This is a genomic window from Streptomyces boluensis, assembly GCF_009908195.1.
Classification (GTDB): Bacteria; Actinomycetota; Actinomycetes; order Streptomycetales; family Streptomycetaceae; genus Streptomyces; species Streptomyces boluensis.
The window spans coordinates 1-14890 of record NZ_JAAAHS010000176.1 but is presented as its reverse complement, the minus strand read 5'-3'; the positions used below and the strand labels follow the sequence as shown (position 1 = coordinate 14890).

At 71.9% G+C, this 14890-nt stretch carries 12 protein-coding genes; 6 read left to right on the top strand and 6 right to left on the bottom strand.

All coding sequences use genetic code 11. From position 1 onward, the window contains the following. The 4 genes from GUY60_RS21455 to iolC all read right to left on the bottom strand — a co-directional run. A partial coding sequence (locus tag GUY60_RS21455; protein WP_246235415.1) for a thiamine pyrophosphate-binding protein occupies positions 1–1191 on the bottom strand: 1191 nt, incomplete at its 3' end. Continuing rightward, positions 1188–1988, bottom strand: coding sequence for a 5-deoxy-glucuronate isomerase (iolB, locus tag GUY60_RS21450; RefSeq protein WP_161700280.1), 801 nt, complete (start codon positions 1986–1988; stop codon positions 1188–1190). The genes iolB and GUY60_RS21455, both read right to left, overlap by 4 nt. Positions 1989–2043: 55 nt before the next feature. Beyond that, positions 2044–2943, bottom strand: coding sequence for a Cgl0159 family (beta/alpha)8-fold protein (locus tag GUY60_RS21445; RefSeq protein ID WP_161700279.1), 900 nt, complete (start codon positions 2941–2943; stop codon positions 2044–2046). Then, a complete protein-coding gene (gene iolC, locus GUY60_RS21440; protein WP_161700278.1) occupies positions 2940–3944 on the bottom strand; it encodes a 5-dehydro-2-deoxygluconokinase in 1005 nt (334 codons plus the stop codon). Before iolC ends, GUY60_RS21445 begins: the two co-directional genes overlap by 4 nt. A gap of 125 nt (positions 3945–4069) precedes the next feature. Here iolC and GUY60_RS21435 point away from each other — a divergent pair, with 125 nt between their 5' ends. The 6 genes from GUY60_RS21435 (at position 4070) to GUY60_RS21410 (ending at position 10418) form a co-directional block, all read left to right on the top strand. Then, entirely contained in the window at positions 4070–4975 is a 906-nt protein-coding gene (locus GUY60_RS21435) for a sugar phosphate isomerase/epimerase family protein (RefSeq protein WP_161700276.1), read from the top strand. A 28-nt stretch (positions 4976–5003) separates the two neighbouring features. Beyond that, the gene (locus tag GUY60_RS21430) at positions 5004–5978 is read left to right on the top strand and encodes a helix-turn-helix transcriptional regulator (RefSeq protein ID WP_161700274.1); all 975 of its coding nucleotides are present in this window, start codon (positions 5004–5006) and stop codon (positions 5976–5978) included. A gap of 303 nt (positions 5979–6281) precedes the next feature. Beyond that, the gene (locus GUY60_RS21425; RefSeq protein ID WP_161700272.1) at positions 6282–6479 is read left to right on the top strand and encodes a helix-turn-helix transcriptional regulator; all 198 of its coding nucleotides are present in this window, start codon (positions 6282–6284) and stop codon (positions 6477–6479) included. 142 nt (positions 6480–6621) lie between these two features. Beyond that, positions 6622–7548 carry a PrsW family intramembrane metalloprotease gene (locus GUY60_RS21420; RefSeq protein ID WP_161700270.1) on the top strand — a complete coding sequence of 309 codons (927 nt, stop codon included), beginning with the start codon at positions 6622–6624 and terminating at the stop codon, positions 7546–7548. 139 nt (positions 7549–7687) lie between these two features. Beyond that, the gene (locus GUY60_RS21415; protein WP_161700268.1) at positions 7688–7996 is read left to right on the top strand and encodes a heavy-metal-associated domain-containing protein; all 309 of its coding nucleotides are present in this window, start codon (positions 7688–7690) and stop codon (positions 7994–7996) included. 121 nt (positions 7997–8117) lie between these two features. Further along, the gene (locus tag GUY60_RS21410) at positions 8118–10418 is read left to right on the top strand and encodes a heavy metal translocating P-type ATPase (RefSeq protein ID WP_161700266.1); all 2301 of its coding nucleotides are present in this window, start codon (positions 8118–8120) and stop codon (positions 10416–10418) included. 600 nt (positions 10419–11018) lie between these two features. Here the strand turns inward: GUY60_RS21410 and GUY60_RS21405 are convergent. Together GUY60_RS21405 and recD2 are read right to left on the bottom strand one after the other, a co-directional pair. Then, a complete protein-coding gene (locus tag GUY60_RS21405; protein ID WP_161700264.1) occupies positions 11019–12308 on the bottom strand; it encodes a citrate synthase in 1290 nt (429 codons plus the stop codon). A gap of 222 nt (positions 12309–12530) precedes the next feature. Beyond that, complete coding sequence (recD2, locus tag GUY60_RS21400) at positions 12531–14771, bottom strand: SF1B family DNA helicase RecD2 (protein WP_161700262.1); 2241 nt, start codon at positions 14769–14771, stop codon at positions 12531–12533. Positions 14772–14890 lie beyond the last annotated feature (119 nt).

The following is a 14890-nucleotide window of genomic DNA, read 5'->3' as shown; positions in this document are numbered from 1 at the left end:
GTCCGGGTCGGGGGCGGCGTAGGCGGCGGACACGCGAGCCTCCCAGGCGGACTTGGCGTCGGTGTACTCGGCTTCGTACGCGGGGGTGACCCGGTGGTCCGCGAGGTCACGGGTGAGCGCTTCGAGGGCGGTGCGGGCGTCGGCGATCACGGTGCTCCCGGCCAGCTTGTGCGCGTCGAACCCCGCGATGTTGACGTTCACGAACCGCACGTCCGGGTCCGCGAAGAGGGTGCCGGAGGCGGTGCTGAAGTCCGACCACCGCGTCCCGGCCCCGAGCACCAGGTCGGCGGTGCGGGCCAGGGCGTCGGCGGTCGCGGTGCCGGTGTGCCCGATACCGCCGACGTCGGCGGGGTGGTCGTGGGGCAGCGCGCCCTTGCCCGCCTGGGTGGACGCGACCGGGATGCCGGTGGCGTCGGCCAGGGCCCGCAGCGCCTCCTCGGCCGCGCTGTGCCGCACCCCGCCGCCCGCGACGATCAGGGGACGGCGGGCGGCGCGCAACTGCCGTACAGCCTCGGTGAGTTCACGCGGATCGGGGGCCGGGCGGCGTACCGTCCAGGTCCGCTCGGCGAGGAACTCCCGCGGCCAGTCGTACGCCTCCGCCTGCACGTCCTGCGGCAGGGCGAGGGTGACGGCGCCGGTCTCGGCCGGGTCGGTGAGGACCCGCATCGCGGCGAGCGCCGCCGGGATCAGGGCCTCGGGGCGGGTGATCCGGTCGAAGTACCGGGAGACGGGCCGCAGGCAGTCGTTCACCGACACATCGCCCGCGTACGGCACTTCGAGCTGCTGTAGCACCGGGTCGGCGGGCCGGGTCGCGAAGGTGTCGCCGGGAAGCAGCAGCACCGGCAGCCGGTTGACCGTAGCGAGCGCGGCCCCGGTGACGAGGTTGGTCGCGCCGGGCCCGATGGACGTGGTCACCGCGTGCGTGGACAGGCGCCGGGACTGCCGCGCGTAGCCGACCGCGGCGTGCACCATGGCCTGTTCGTTGCGGCCCTGGTGGAACGGCATCGTGGCGCCGTACTCCACGAGGGCCTGGCCGATCCCGGCGACGTTGCCGTGGCCGAAGATGCCCCAGGTGGCGCCGATCAGCCGCTGCCGCTCCCCGTCCCGCTCGGTGTGCTGGGCGGCGAGGAAGCGGACCAGGGCCTGCGCGACGGTCAGCCGGACCGTGCGGGGCCCGCCATTGGCGGTCATCGGTAGCCCTCCTGGTGGTCGGGGTGGAAGCAGATCTTCCACTCCCGGTCGGCGCCGGGGCCCGCCATCACGTTCAGGTAGTACATGTCGTGGCCGGGCTGCGCGACGGACGGCCCGTGCCAGCCGTCCGGCACCAACACCGCGTCCCCGCCCCGCACTTCGGCGAGCAGATCGGTGCCGCCGGGGCGGGACGGGGAGACGCGCTGGTAGCCGAGTCCGTGCGGCCCGTCGATCTCGAAGTAGTAGATCTCCTCAAGGGCGGACTCGACGCCCGGCCGGTACTCGTCGTGCTTGTGCGGCGGGTACGAGGACCAGTGGCCGCCGGGCGTGATCACCTCGACGGCGATCAGCCGGTCGCACTCGAAGACGCCTGCTGCGGCGAAGTTCCGCACCACGCGCGCGCACGTGCCGCTGCCGCGCCGCTCGACGGGAACCTCCGGCGCGAGGCCGTGGCGGGCGGGGAGTCTGCGCTCGCACTTCGCTCCTGCCAGGGCGAAGCGGCCTCCCGCGCCGGAGGCGATCTGTGCGGAGGTGTCGCGCGGCAGATAGGCGAAGTCGCTGACCGCCCCGAACACCCCTTCCCTGCCGGTGAGTTCGAAGAATTCACCGTCCGCTCGCACCGTACAGCCACCCGTCAGCGGAAGCACGATCCATTCACTGTCCCCGGTGCCGAAGGAGTGCGCGCCGCCCGGCCCGAGCTCCAGGACGCGCAGGCGCGCGTAGTCCCACCCGGCCCGCTCCGGGTCGATGTCCAGGGCGTACGGCCCGGCCGCCGTGCTGCCCGCCGGTAGGTGCATCGGGTCTCCCTCTCGCGTCGTTGCCGTCTCTCGCGTCGTTTCCGTACGTACGGGCTCACTGAAGCAGCGAGGCCGCGATGTCGACGGCCGCCGCCACGTCGTCGTCCGCCGGGTAGAGCAACGACCGTCCCACGACCAGACCCTGCACGGTGGGCAGTTGGAGCGCCTTGCGCCAGCGCTCGTACGTCTCGTCCGGGCGCCTCGCGTGCACATCGCCGCCGAGCAGCACCGCGGGCAGCGTCGACGCGTCGAGGGCGCGGGCCGTGCCGTCCGGCTCGTCGGTGACGGGGACCTTCAGCCAGGTGTACGCGGAGCTGCCCGCGAGCCCCGAGGCGACCGCGACGGCCGTGGTCACCGCCTCCGCGGACAGGTCGTTGCGCACCCGCCCGTCGACCCGCCGGGACAGGAACGGCTCGACGAAGACCGGGAGCCGGAGCTCCGCCATCGCGGACACGGCACGCGCGGCGGCGTCCAGGGTGGTGAGGGACGCGGGGTCGTCGCGGTCGATCCTGAGCAGCAGCTTGCCCGCGTCGAAGCCGCGTCGGCGCAGGTCGTCGGGGCGGTACCCGGTGAAGCGGTCGTCCAGCTCGAAGGCGGAGCCGGCCAGGCCGCCGCGGTTCATGGAGCCCATCACGACCTTGCCGTCGAGGGCGCCGAGCAGCAGCAGGTCGTCGAGCACGTCGGCGCTGGCGAGCACGCCGTCGACGCCCGGCCGGGACAGCGCGAGGCAGAGCCGTTCCAGGAGGTCGTGGCGGTTGGCCATGGCGAGGCGGCGCTCCCCCACGGCGAGGGCGCCGCGCGCCGGATGGTCGGCGGCGACGACGAGCAGCCGCCCACTGTCGCCGAGGAGCGGCCTGCGCACCCGGCGCGCGGCGGCCTCGGCGACGGCCTCCGGGGTGCGGGCCCGGATCCGGGCGAGCGCGCCCGGGTCGATCCCGGCGGGCCGCGGGTTCATGCCGCGCCGCCTTCGAGTACGGCCTCGACCTCGTGCGGGTACGGCATGGCGGGCGAGCAGGCGAGCCGTCCGGCGACGAGGGCGCCCGCCGCGTTCGCGTACCGCATGAGGTGCTCGGGCGGGCGGCCCGCGAGCAGCCCGTGGCAGAGGGCGCCGCCGAACGCGTCCCCGGCGCCGAGGCCGTTGACGACCTCGACCGGCACGGGCGGCACCTCTACGCGCGCGCCCGCGTGGTCCATGGCGAGCACACCCTTGGGGCCCATTTTGACGACGGCGAGCTCGACCCCGGCGGCGAGCAGGGCACGGGCGGCGGCCTCGGGTTCGCGCTCACCGGTGGCGACCTCGCACTCGTCGAGGTTGCCGACGGCGACGGTGGCGTGGGCGAGGGCACGCGCGTAGTACGGCCGGGCCTGCTCGGGTCCGCCCGCCCAGAACATCGGGCGCCAGTCGAGGTCGAAGACCGTGGCCGTACCGGACTTGTCGCGGTGCGCGAGCGCGGCGAGCGTCGCGGACCGGCTGGGCTCCTCGCACAGGCCGGTCCCGGTCACCCAGAAGATCCGCGCCCGGCGGATCGCGTCGAGGTCCAACTCCTCGGTACGGATGGCCAGATCGGGCGCCTTGGGCCGCCGGTAGAAGTACAGCGGGAAGTGGTCGGGCGGGAAGATCTCGCAGAACGTGACGGGCGTCGGCAGCCCTTCCACCGGGGTCGCCCAGCGGTCGTCGACGCCGAACTCCCGCAGCTCCCGGCGGAGATACCGGCCGAAGGGGTCGTTCCCGGTGCGGGTGATCACGGCCGTACGGCGGCCGAGCCGGGCCGCGGCGACCGCGACGTTGGACGGCGAGCCGCCGAGGAACTTCCCGAACGTCTCCACGTCGGCGAGCCCCACCCCGGTCTGCAGCGGATAGAGGTCGACGCCGATCCGCCCGACGGTGATCAGGTCATAGGGCCCGCCCGGCTCGTACGGCTCGTGCGGGCGGTTCGCTGCGCTCGGCGCTGTCACCCTCGACGCCCCTTCCGTCGGAACTGTCCCCAGGTCTAGCCCTGCCCCGGAACCCTGTCAACACTTTGTCCTTACATTCGGACCATGCCTTGACAGCGCTCTCGGGACGCCCTGAGGCTGCCCTCATGACGTTGTCGCGAATGTCGCGTATCCGCATCGGCTCGGCACCCGACTCCTGGGGCGTCTGGTTCCCCGACGACCCCCGCCAGGTCCCCTGGCAGCGCTTCCTCGACGAGGTCTCCGAGTCCGGCTACGAGTGGATCGAACTCGGCCCGTACGGCTATCTGCCCACCGACCCCGAGGTGCTGCGCGAGGAGACCGGGCGGCGCGGCCTGCGGGTCTCGGCCGGCACGGTCTTCACCGGGCTTCACCGGGGGCCCGCCGTCTGGGACGAGACCTGGGCGCATGTCTCCCGGGTCGCCGAGCTGACCCGGGCCATGGGCGCGGACCACCTGGTCGTGATCCCGTCGTTCTGGCGCGACGACAAGACCGGCGAGGTCCTAGAGGACCGGGAGCTGACCGCCGGGCAGTGGTCCCAACTCGCCCGTGGCACCGAAAGGTTGGGCCGCGAGATCCGCGACCGCTACGGTCTGCGGATCGTCGTGCACCCGCACGCCGACACCCATGTGGACACCGAGGAGAACGTCGCCCGGTTCCTCGACGCCACCGACCCCGACCTGGTCGCGCTCTGCCTGGACACCGGGCACTACGCGTACTGCGGCGGGGACAACGTCAAACTGATCGAGACGTACGGAGCACGCATCGGCTACCTGCACCTCAAGCAGGTGGACCCCGAGATCCTCGCGGCGGTCCGCGCCGAGGAACTGCCCTTCGGTCCTGCCGTGGCCCGCGGGGTGATGTGCGAGCCGCCCTCCGGGGAGCCCGCGCTCGAACCGGTACTCGCCGCGGCGCAGCAGCTCGGCGTCGAGCTGTTCGCCATCGTGGAACAGGACATGTACCCATGCCCTCCCGACCGCCCCCTGCCGATCGCCCGCCGCACCCGCCGATATCTGCGCGGCTGCGGGGCCTGACACCGCACGGCCCAGCAGGGCGGCGCCGATGAGGCCGCCGACCGCCGTCCTGCGCTGCCCGGCCGGAAGCTGGGAACGCGCCACCGCCACCCCGCACGCCCGACTTCGCCCCGGCGTCCTCGCCTACCGCGGCTTCCGGCTCCGCCTCGACGCCCCGCGCCGCCGCCTGGAGGCCCCCGTCGGCGCGGTGACGCTGCTGCTCGGCTTCGGCGGGCCGCTCCGCCTTCGCCGCGCGGGCCGCGCCCCGGTGGTGCGCACCTCGGGACTCTCCGGCCTGCACACCGCGCCCGTACTCGGCGAACATGACGGCCACCTCGCGGGCATCGAGGTGCTGATCGCCCCGTGGGCCGCCTTCACCCTCTTCGGGATCTCCCAGTACGAGCTGGCCGACCGGGTCGCCGACCCCGCCGACGCCCTGCCCCGCACGCTCGGCGCACCGCTCGGCCGCCGCGCCCGCTGCACCGCCGCCGACCTCGCCGGCGCCCTCGCCGCCCTGCCCACCTGGAACGCCCGCTTCACCCTGCTCGACGAGGTCCTGCTGCACTGGTCCGCCACCGGCCCACCCTGCTCCGCGCGTACGGTACGGGCCTGGTCGGAGCTGGTCCGCACCGGCGGCACGGTGCCGGTGCGCCGCCTCGCCGACGAAGTGGGCTGGAGCGTACGGCAGTTGGAGTCCCGCTTCCGCGAGCAGATCGGCCTGAGCCCGAAGGCCGCGGCCCGGGTGCTTCGGACCCAGCGCGCACGGCGGCTGCTGCTCGCCGGGTACTCCCAAGCGCAGACCGCGGCGGCCTGCGGCTTCTACGACCAGTCGCACCTCAGCGGCGACTTCCGGGCCCTGACGGGGTGCACACCGGGCGAGTTCACGGCGGCCCGCTCCGGGGCGACCGCACTGACGGCGACGGGCAGTCCGACGGAGCCCGACCGGCTGGTGGGTGAGGCGACCACCTTGATCCTGCCGCCGGGCCGCGCGGCGGCGTTCTCCAGGACGGGTCGGCTGCGCTGAGCGGGACGCGGCGGGCGTACGGGAGGGGCGTGCGCCTGGGGGCGCGTGAAGGAGCACAAGCGCCCCTTTGAACACCAATCGCCCCGCCTCGCCCAATGCATCACCCACGTAACCAAAGTTCGGCTTCCGTCACACATGTCTCACTCGCGCGGGTTTCCCGTCACACCCGTTCAACAGCACCTGCCCGCCGGTCACTCAGCGTCGCTCGCCGGGCACAGGCTGACTGCATGTCGGATGTCCGCACCCAGCTCCCCCGACGGCTCCCCCGGGCCGCCACTGCGCGCGGACAAGGAGGTACCGCTGATGACTGACCGCAAGCTCTGGTCGTACAAGGAGATCGCCGCACACATCCGCGTCCAGCCGGACACGGTGCGCTCCTACCGCAAGCACGGACTGCTGCCCTCGCCCGACCACGTCGAGGGCGGCAAGCCCTACTGGCACCCGGACACCGTCCGCGCCTGGGTGGCCAGCAGGCCGCGCAACCGGGGGCGTAGAGAGTAGGACCTCCCACCCGCCGGCGAGGCCCCCGCGCGATGCCGTGCGGGGGCCTCGCCGTCCGCACGGCCCCCTTCCGCGGAACTGCACAACTACCGCTATTTCCATAGACTCCGGGCAAAAGCCGTCGAACCGGAGGGGCTCGCCTGTGACCGAGTACCGGACGACCGCCCCGCCACGCCCGCCCCGGACCTCCGCACCGGCCGCACCACTCCTGTGGAAGCGCTGCCTGTGGACCGGGCTCGGCCTCTGGGCGCTGACCGCGATCGTCACGTACGCGACCCAGAACACGACCCTGCTGCCCACCCTGATCCTGCTCGGCAGCTTCCTCGTCCCCGGCGTCTTCGTGCTGTGGGCGTACGAGCGGCACGGCGACGGCCTCGGCGTCGGCACGCTCCTCGGCTGCTTCCTGACCGGCGGCATCCTCGGAGTGCTCGGCGCCTCGGTGATGGAGTACTACCTGCTGCACCCCTCACTGTGGATGTTCGTCGGCGTCGGCCTGATCGAGGAGGCGGTGAAGCTCGGCGCCCTGATGCTGCTGCTGCGCCGCCGCCCCGAGGTACGCGGGGTGCGCGCCGGACTCGTGCTCGGCGCCACCGTCGGCTTCGGCTTCGCCGCCTTCGAGAGCGCCGGGTACGCCTTCAACGCCGCGATCTCCACGCACGGCATCGACCTGCGCGCCCTCCTGGAGACCGAGATCCTGCGCGGGGTCCTCGCGCCGTTCGGGCACGGCCTGTGGACGGCCATCGCGGGCGCCGTCCTGCTCGCGCACCGGAGCGAGAACGGCCGCTTCCGCTTCACCGGTCCGGTGGTCGGCACCTATCTCGGCGTCGCCCTGCTGCACGCCCTGTGGGACTCGACGCACGGCATCGCGGTCTGGCTGGTCGTCCGGCTCACCACCAGCGACCTGGACCGCTCACTCTTCGCCCAGGGATACCTGCCGCAGCCCACCGGCGAGCAGAAACATCTCTTCACCCTGTTCTCGGTCGGCGGCCTGGTGCTCGTCTCGCTGCTCGCCCTCGCCTGGGCGAGATCGCTCTCACGTCGCGACCCCACTTGGAGGAGTACCCCCTAGGGGTATACAGTCGGGAGTGTCAGGAGGGACCGTGGACATAGCGGCCCCGCCTGGTTCCGCGACCCGCGCTGCGCCGAACCCGACGCCGCGCCGCCACCCGGCCGCGGACCGACCGGATTCCCTCGACGAGGAGAACGACATGAGCGCCCAGACCGAGACCCCGCAGACCGCCGGCTCCTGCTGCTCCCCCTCCGGCTCCTGCCACAGCGACGGCGCTGCCGTGGCCGAGCAGGGCTCCGTCACCACCGTCTACCAGGTCGCCGGAATGACCTGCGGTCACTGCGAGGGCGCCGTGTCCAGCGAGATCTCCGAGCTGCCCGGCGTCGCCTCGGTCACCGCCGTCGCCGCCACCGGCCAGGTCACGGTCGTCTCCGCGGCCGAGCTCGACGAGGCCGCGGTGCGCGCCGCGGTCGACGAGGCGGGGTACGAACTGACCGGCCGCGCCTGAGCGTTCGGCGGACGGGGCCGGGCACGTACCGGCCGGCCCCGTCACCGCCGGTACGCCCGGCCCTTCCGGAGCGGCCGCCCGAGCCGGGCGGTCCTCGCAGCGATCACACGAAGAGAACGTCATGAGTGACACGGCGACCGAGCACCCGATATCGGCCGTGGAAGGCTCCGAGGTCGAGCTCGCCATCGGCGGGATGACCTGCGCCTCCTGCTCGTCCCGGATCGAGCGCAAGCTCAACCGCCTGGAGGGCGTGACCGCCTCGGTCAACCTCGCCACCGAGAAGGCCAGGGTGTCGTACGGCGACGGCGTCGCGGTGGACACCCTGATCGCGACGGTCGAGAAGCTCGGCTACACCGCGGAGGAGATCGTTCCGCCACCGCCGGAGCCGCTCGTCGCGTCCACTCCCTCGGCGGGTGCCGGTCCCGACGCGAGTGGCGGTTCCGGAACCGGCGAGTCCGAGGTCGACGCACTCCGTCGGCGCCTCCTCGTCAGCGCCGTGCTCGCGCTGCCTGTCGTCCTGATGGCGATGGTCCCGGCCCTCCAGTTCGACAACTGGCAGTGGCTCTCGCTGACCCTCGCCGCACCCGTCGTCGTCTGGGGCGGGCTGCCCTTCCACCGCGCCGCCTGGACCAACGCCCGGCACGCCGCGGCCACCATGGACACCCTGGTCTCGGTCGGCACGCTCGCCGCCTTCGGCTGGTCGCTGTGGGCGCTGTTCCTCGGCGACGCCGGGATGCCGGGCATGCGGCACGGCTTCGACCTCACCGTGTCCCGTACGGACGGCTCCGCCACGATCTATCTGGAGGTCGCCGCCGGAGTCATCACGTTCATCCTGCTCGGCCGCTATCTGGAGGCCCGCGCCAAGCGGAAGGCGGGCGCCGCACTGCGCGCCCTGCTCGAACTCGGCGCCAAGGACGCCACTGTGCTGCGGGACGGCCGTGAAGTACGCGTCCCCGCCGAGCAGTTGCGGGTCGGCGACCGCTTCGTCGTACGCCCCGGCGAGAAGATCGCCACCGACGGCACCGTCGTCGAGGGCTCCTCCGCCATCGACGCCGCGCTGCTCACCGGCGAGTCCGTGCCGGTCGACGTGACCGTGGGCGACGCCGTGACCGGGGCCACCGTGAACACCTCGGGGCGGCTCCTGGTCGAGGCGAGCCGGGTCGGCTCCGACACCCAACTCGCCAGGATGGCCCGCCTGGTCGAGGACGCGCAGAGCGGCAAGGCCCAGGTGCAGCGCCTCGCCGACCGGATCGCCGCGGTCTTCGTGCCCGTGGTCCTGCTGATCGCCGCCGCCACCCTCGGCGCCTGGCTGTCGGTCACGGGCGACGCCACCGCCGCGTTCACCGCCGCCGTCGCGGTGCTGATCATCGCCTGCCCGTGCGCACTCGGCCTGGCCACCCCCACGGCGCTGCTCGTCGGTACGGGGCGCGGCGCCCAGCTCGGCATCCTGATCAAGGGCCCCGAGGTCCTGGAGTCCACCCGCCGCGTCGACACCGTCGTACTCGACAAGACCGGCACCGTCACCACGGGCCGGATGGAACTCCAGGACGTGTACGCGGCCGACGGCACCCCCGAGAAGGAGTTGCTGCGGCTCGCGGGTGCCGTGGAGCACGCCTCCGAGCACCCGGTCGCCCGCGCCGTCGCGGAGGGCGCCCAGCGGCGCTGCGGCCCGCTGCCCGCGGTCGAGTCCTTCGCCAACGTCCCCGGCCTCGGCGTACGCGGCACCGTCGAGGGCCACACCGTCCTGGTCGGCCGCGAACAGCTGCTCACCGACGCGGGCGTCAAGCTGCCCGACACCCTCAGCGACACCCTCGCCGAGGCCCACCGCCAAGGCCGTACCGCCGTGGCCGTCGCCTGGGACGGAGTGGCACGCGGTGCCCTCACGGTCGCGGACGCGGTCAAGGACACCAGCGCCGAGGCGGTACGCGAGCTGCGCGCCCTGGGCCTGACGCCGGTGCTGCTCACCGGCGACCACTGGGCCGTGGCCGAGGCGGTGGCCGCCGAGGTGGGCATCGACGAGGTGCGGGCCGAGGTGCTGCCGCAGGACAAGGTCGCCGCCGTACGCGAGCTCCAGGCCGCCGGGCGCACCGTGGCCATGGTGGGCGACGGGGTCAACGACGCGGCCGCGCTCGCCGCCGCCGACCTGGGCCTGGCCATGGGCACCGGCACGGACGCGGCGATCGAGGCGGGCGACCTGACGCTCGTACGGGGCGATCTGCGGGTGGCCGCCGACGCGATCCGGCTCTCCCGGCGGACCCTCGCCACGATCAAGGGCAACCTCTTCTGGGCCTTCGGCTACAACGTGGCGGCGCTGCCGCTCGCCGCGGCTGGACTGCTCAACCCGATGATCGCGGGCGCGGCTATGGCGTTCTCGTCGGTCTTCGTGGTGACCAACAGCCTGCGGCTGAAGACGTTCCGCTGAGGTACGCCTCCGGCTGGGCTCCGACCCGGCTCCGTCTCGGGTCCGAGAACGGGGCCGCCGAGACCTTCACGTACTCCCCACAGCCCCCTTACTCTGGGGCCCCGATCGTCATTTCGGGTCCCTTGTACATGTAGTCGGACATATGCAAGAGACGTAGATCACAGAGGATTGCACGTAACCATTTAGGGGGCTCGCAGGTCTAAGAGTGCGATGGCTGGAACGTCTTGGGGGGCGTTCCCGGCATCGGGGAGATGTCTTGGGGGACGTCTCTCAGCAGAGATATCCCTTCGCCACCGGGCGGGGGGTGTGCGTTGGCCGGGACACGTGCACCGGGGAGCTTGAGCGGCCCTCCCGTGCGTACGCGTCCCGGCGGACCGCGACGTGTGCTCAGCGCAGCACTCTTGGACACCCGGCCGGATCCCGTGGGGGGAATCCGAACCGGGGACAAAGGGGAGCGCCCCGCTGGCCGGCCCGTGGGGGGACCGGTTGCGGGGCGCTTCTCTGTTTCTGTGCGGCCGCACACGATCGCGTACGGCCGCGCCCGCGTCAGCGGGGCGGGGTGCGGAACCCGGGGGCACCCGAGGGTGCGCAGCCCTGGGGTCAGCGGGCCTCGACGGGGACGAAGTCGCGCTCGACGACGCCCGTGTAGATCTGCCGCGGACGGCCGATGCGGGAGCCGGGCTCCTTGATCATCTCGTGCCACTGGGCGATCCAGCCGGGAAGGCGGCCGAGCGCGAACAGCACGGTGAACATCTCGGTCGGGAAGCCCATCGCGCGGTAGATGAGGCCCGTGTAGAAGTCCACGTTCGGGTAGAGGTTGCGCGAGACGAAGTAGTCGTCGGAGAGCGCGTGCTCCTCCAGCTTGAGCGCGATGTCGAGCAGCTCGTCGGACTTGCCGAGCGCGGAGAGGACGTCGTGCGCGGCGGCCTTGATGATCTTCGCGCGCGGGTCGAAGGACTTGTACACCCGGTGGCCGAAGCCCATCAGGCGGACGCCGTCCTCCTTGTTCTTCACCTTGTTGATGAAGGAGTCGACGTTGCCGCCGTCGGCCTTGATCTGCTCCAGCATCTCCAGGACGGACTGGTTGGCGCCGCCGTGCAGCGGGCCCCAGAGCGCCGAGATACCGGCGGAGATCGACGCGAACATGTTGGCCTGCGAGGAGCCGACCAGACGCACCGTGGACGTCGAACAGTTCTGCTCGTGGTCCGCGTGCAGGATGAGCAGCTTGTCCAGGGCCGAGACGACGACCGGGTCCAGCTCGTACTCCGCGGCCGGGACCGAGAAGGTCATCCGCAGGAAGTTCTCGACGTACCCCAGGTTGTTGCTGGGGTAGACGACCGGGTGGCCGATCGACTTCTTGTACGCGTACGCCGCGATCGTCGGCAGCTTCGCGAGCAGCCGGATCGTCGAGAGGTGGCGCTGCTTCTCGTCGAACGGGTTGTGGCTGTCCTGGTAGAAGGTGGACAGCGCCGAGACGACCGAGGACAGCATGGCCATCGGGTGGGCGTCGCGCGGGAAGCCGTCGTAGAACCGCTTGACGTCTTCGTGCAGCAGCGTGTGCGAGGTGATCTCGTCACGGAAGGTGGAGAGCTCGTCGACGGTGGGGAGCTCGCCGTTGATCAGCAGGTACGCCACCTCGATGAAGGTGGAACGCTCGGCCAGCTGCTCGATCGGGTAGCCGCGGTACCGCAGGATGCCCTTCTCGCCGTCCAGATAGGTGACGCCCGATTTATAGGCGGCGGTATTGCCGTACCCACTGTCCAGGGTCACCAGACCGGTCTGGGCGCGCAGCTTCCCGATGTCGAAGCCCTTGTCGCCGACGGTGCTGTCGATCACCGGGTAGGTGTACTCGCCATCGCCGTACCGCAGTACTACAGAGTTGTCGCTCACGTCTCGTCCCTCACCGACGTAGTGCCTCTTCTTCGAGGTGCCCTGACTGTCTCTACCATCCCCCATTTGGCCCTGGAGAGTGCACTCGGGGTCGACCATTGGGCCTATTGACGGCACTCAGTGCCGTCAGCCTGCTCATCCTGCCCCCTTCGCCCTGGTTCCGGAACCCCCTCGTGACCTTTGCCACCGAAATGATCGATCAAGTTTCGGGCAGTCGAATCGTCAGTTCCCCCGCAGCCTGTGGTCAAGCGCTGTGCACCTACGTCCCGCCGAGACCGTGCGCACCGCCTGCCCGAGCGCCTTGCGTGAACCAACCAGGACAACAAGCTTCTTGGCCCTGGTCACCGCCGTGTAGAGCAGGTTCCGCTGGAGCATCATCCAGGCACCGGTGGTGACCGGAATCACCACCGCGGGGTACTCGCTGCCCTGCGAACGGTGGATGGTGACCGCGTACGCATGGGCCAGCTCGTCGAGTTCGTCGAAGTCGTACGGCACTTCCTCGTCCTCGTCCGTCAGCACCGTCAGCCGTTGCTCGTCCGTGTCGAGCTCGGTGACGACGCCCACGGTGCCGTTGAAGACGCCGTTCTTGCCCTTCTCGTAGTTGTTGCGGATCTGGGTGACCTTGTCGCCGACGCGGAACGTGCGGCCGCCGAATCTCTTCTCCGGCAGCTCGGGGCGCGCGGGCGTGACGGCCTGCTGCAACAGGCCGTTGAGCGCCCCCGCCCCGGCCGGTCCGCGGTGCATCGGGGCGAGCACCTGCACATCGCGGCGCGGGTCGAGGCCGAACTTGGCCGGAATGCGCCGGGCCGCCACATCCACGGTGAGCCGGCCCGCCTCCTCGGTCTCCTCGGCCACGAACAGGAAGAAGTCCTTCAGGCCCTGAGTGAGCGGTGGCGTACCGGAGTTGATGCGGTGGGCGTTGGTGACGACGCCGGACTCCTGGGCCTGCCGGAAGATCCGGGTGAGGCGCACCGCGGGCACCGGGCCCGCCTCGTCGAGCAGGTCCCTGAGCACCTCGCCCGCGCCGACGCTGGGCAACTGGTCGACATCGCCGACAAAGAGCAGATGGGCCCCCGGCGGCACGGCCTTCACCAGCTTGTTGGCGAGCAGCAGGTCGAGCATGGACGCCTCGTCGACGACCACCAGATCGGCGTCGAGAGGGCGGTCCCGGTCGTACGCCGCGTCGCCGCCGGGCTTCAGCTCGAGCAGGCGGTGCACGGTGGAGGCCTCGGCCCCGGTGAGCTCGGCGAGGCGTTTGGCGGCGCGTCCGGTGGGGGCGGCGAGCACCACCTTGGCCTGCTTGGCGCGGGCCAGCTCGACGACCGAGCGCACCGTGAACGACTTGCCGCAGCCGGGGCCGCCGGTGAGCACCGCGACCTTGCGGGTGAGGGCCAGCTTCACCGCCTCCTCCTGCTCGGCGGCGAGTTCAGCGCCCGTACGCCCCTTGAGCCAGGACAGGGCCTTGTCCCAGTCGACGTCCTGGAAGGCGGGCATCCGGTCGTCCTCGGTGCGCAGCAGCCGCAACACCTGGGCGGACAGCGAGAGTTCGGCCCGGTGGAACGGCACCAGATAGACGGCCGTGACGGGCGTGCCGTCCTCGGGACCCGGCACCTGCTCGCGCACCACGCCCTCTTCCTCACCGGCCAGTTCGGCGAGGCACTCGATGACCAGACCGGTGTCGACCTGGAGGAGCTTCACCGCGTCGCTGATCAACTGCTCCTCGGGCAGGAAGCAGTGGCCCTGGTCGGTGGACTGGGACAGGGCGTACTGCAGGCCCGCCTTGACGCGCTCCGGGCTGTCGTGCGGGATGCCGACGGCCTGGGCGATGCGGTCGGCGGTGAGGAACCCGATGCCCCAGACGTCGGCCGCGAGGCGGTACGGCTGGTTCTTGACGACGGAGATGGAGGCGTCGCCGTACTTCTTGTAGATGCGCACCGCGATGGAGGTGGAGACCTCCACGCTCTGCAGGAAGACCATCACTTCCTTGATGGCCTTCTGCTCCTCCCAGGCGGCGGCGATCTTCGCGGTGCGCTTGGGGCCGAGTCCCGGCACCTCGATCAGGCGCTTCGGCTCCTGCTCGATGATGTCGAGGGTGTCCAGGCCGAAGTGCTGGGTGATGCGGTCGGCGAAGACCGGGCCGATGCCCTTGACCAGGCCGGAGCCGAGATAGCGGCGGATGCCCTGGACCGTGGCGGGCAGCACCGTCGTGTAGTTCTCCACCGTGAACTGCTTGCCGTACTGCGGGTGGGAGCCCCAACTGCCCTCCATCCGCAGGGACTCGCCGACCTGGGCGCCGAGCAGCGCGCCCACGACGGTCAGCAGATCGCCGCTCCGGCCGGTGTCGACCCTCGCCACCGTGTAGCCACTCTCTTCGTTGGCATACGTGATCCGCTCCAGGACGCCTTCGACCGCCGTCGGATTCCGTGCCGCGCCCGCTGTCGGGCTCCCCGCCGCTTTCGACATGGCACGACGCTACCGCCGGGCTCGGACACTCCGGGCGGCCTGTGGACAACTCGCGTTGCGAGGGGGTCCGACCCGTGGCCGGACCCCCTCGTCTCCCCCTCCGTGCCGGGCTCCCGATC

Bases quoted from the DNA above. Each gene is read 5' to 3' on its own strand.
- GUY60_RS21445 (WP_161700279.1), bottom strand. From the start codon at position 2,943: ATGAACCCGCGGCCCGCCGGGATCGACCCGGGCGCGCTCGCCCGGATC.
- GUY60_RS21415 (WP_161700268.1), top strand. From the start codon at position 7,688: ATGAGCGCCCAGACCGAGACCCCGCAGACCGCCGGCTCCTGCTGCTCC.
- GUY60_RS21435 (WP_161700276.1), top strand. From the start codon at position 4,070: ATGACGTTGTCGCGAATGTCGCGTATCCGCATCGGCTCGGCACCCGAC.
- GUY60_RS21410 (WP_161700266.1), top strand. From the start codon at position 8,118: ATGAGTGACACGGCGACCGAGCACCCGATATCGGCCGTGGAAGGCTCC.
- iolB (WP_161700280.1), bottom strand. From the start codon at position 1,988: ATGCACCTACCGGCGGGCAGCACGGCGGCCGGGCCGTACGCCCTGGAC.
- GUY60_RS21425 (WP_161700272.1), top strand. From the start codon at position 6,282: ATGACTGACCGCAAGCTCTGGTCGTACAAGGAGATCGCCGCACACATC.
- recD2 (WP_161700262.1), bottom strand. From the start codon at position 14,771: ATGTCGAAAGCGGCGGGGAGCCCGACAGCGGGCGCGGCACGGAATCCG.
- GUY60_RS21430 (WP_161700274.1), top strand. From the start codon at position 5,004: ATGAGGCCGCCGACCGCCGTCCTGCGCTGCCCGGCCGGAAGCTGGGAA.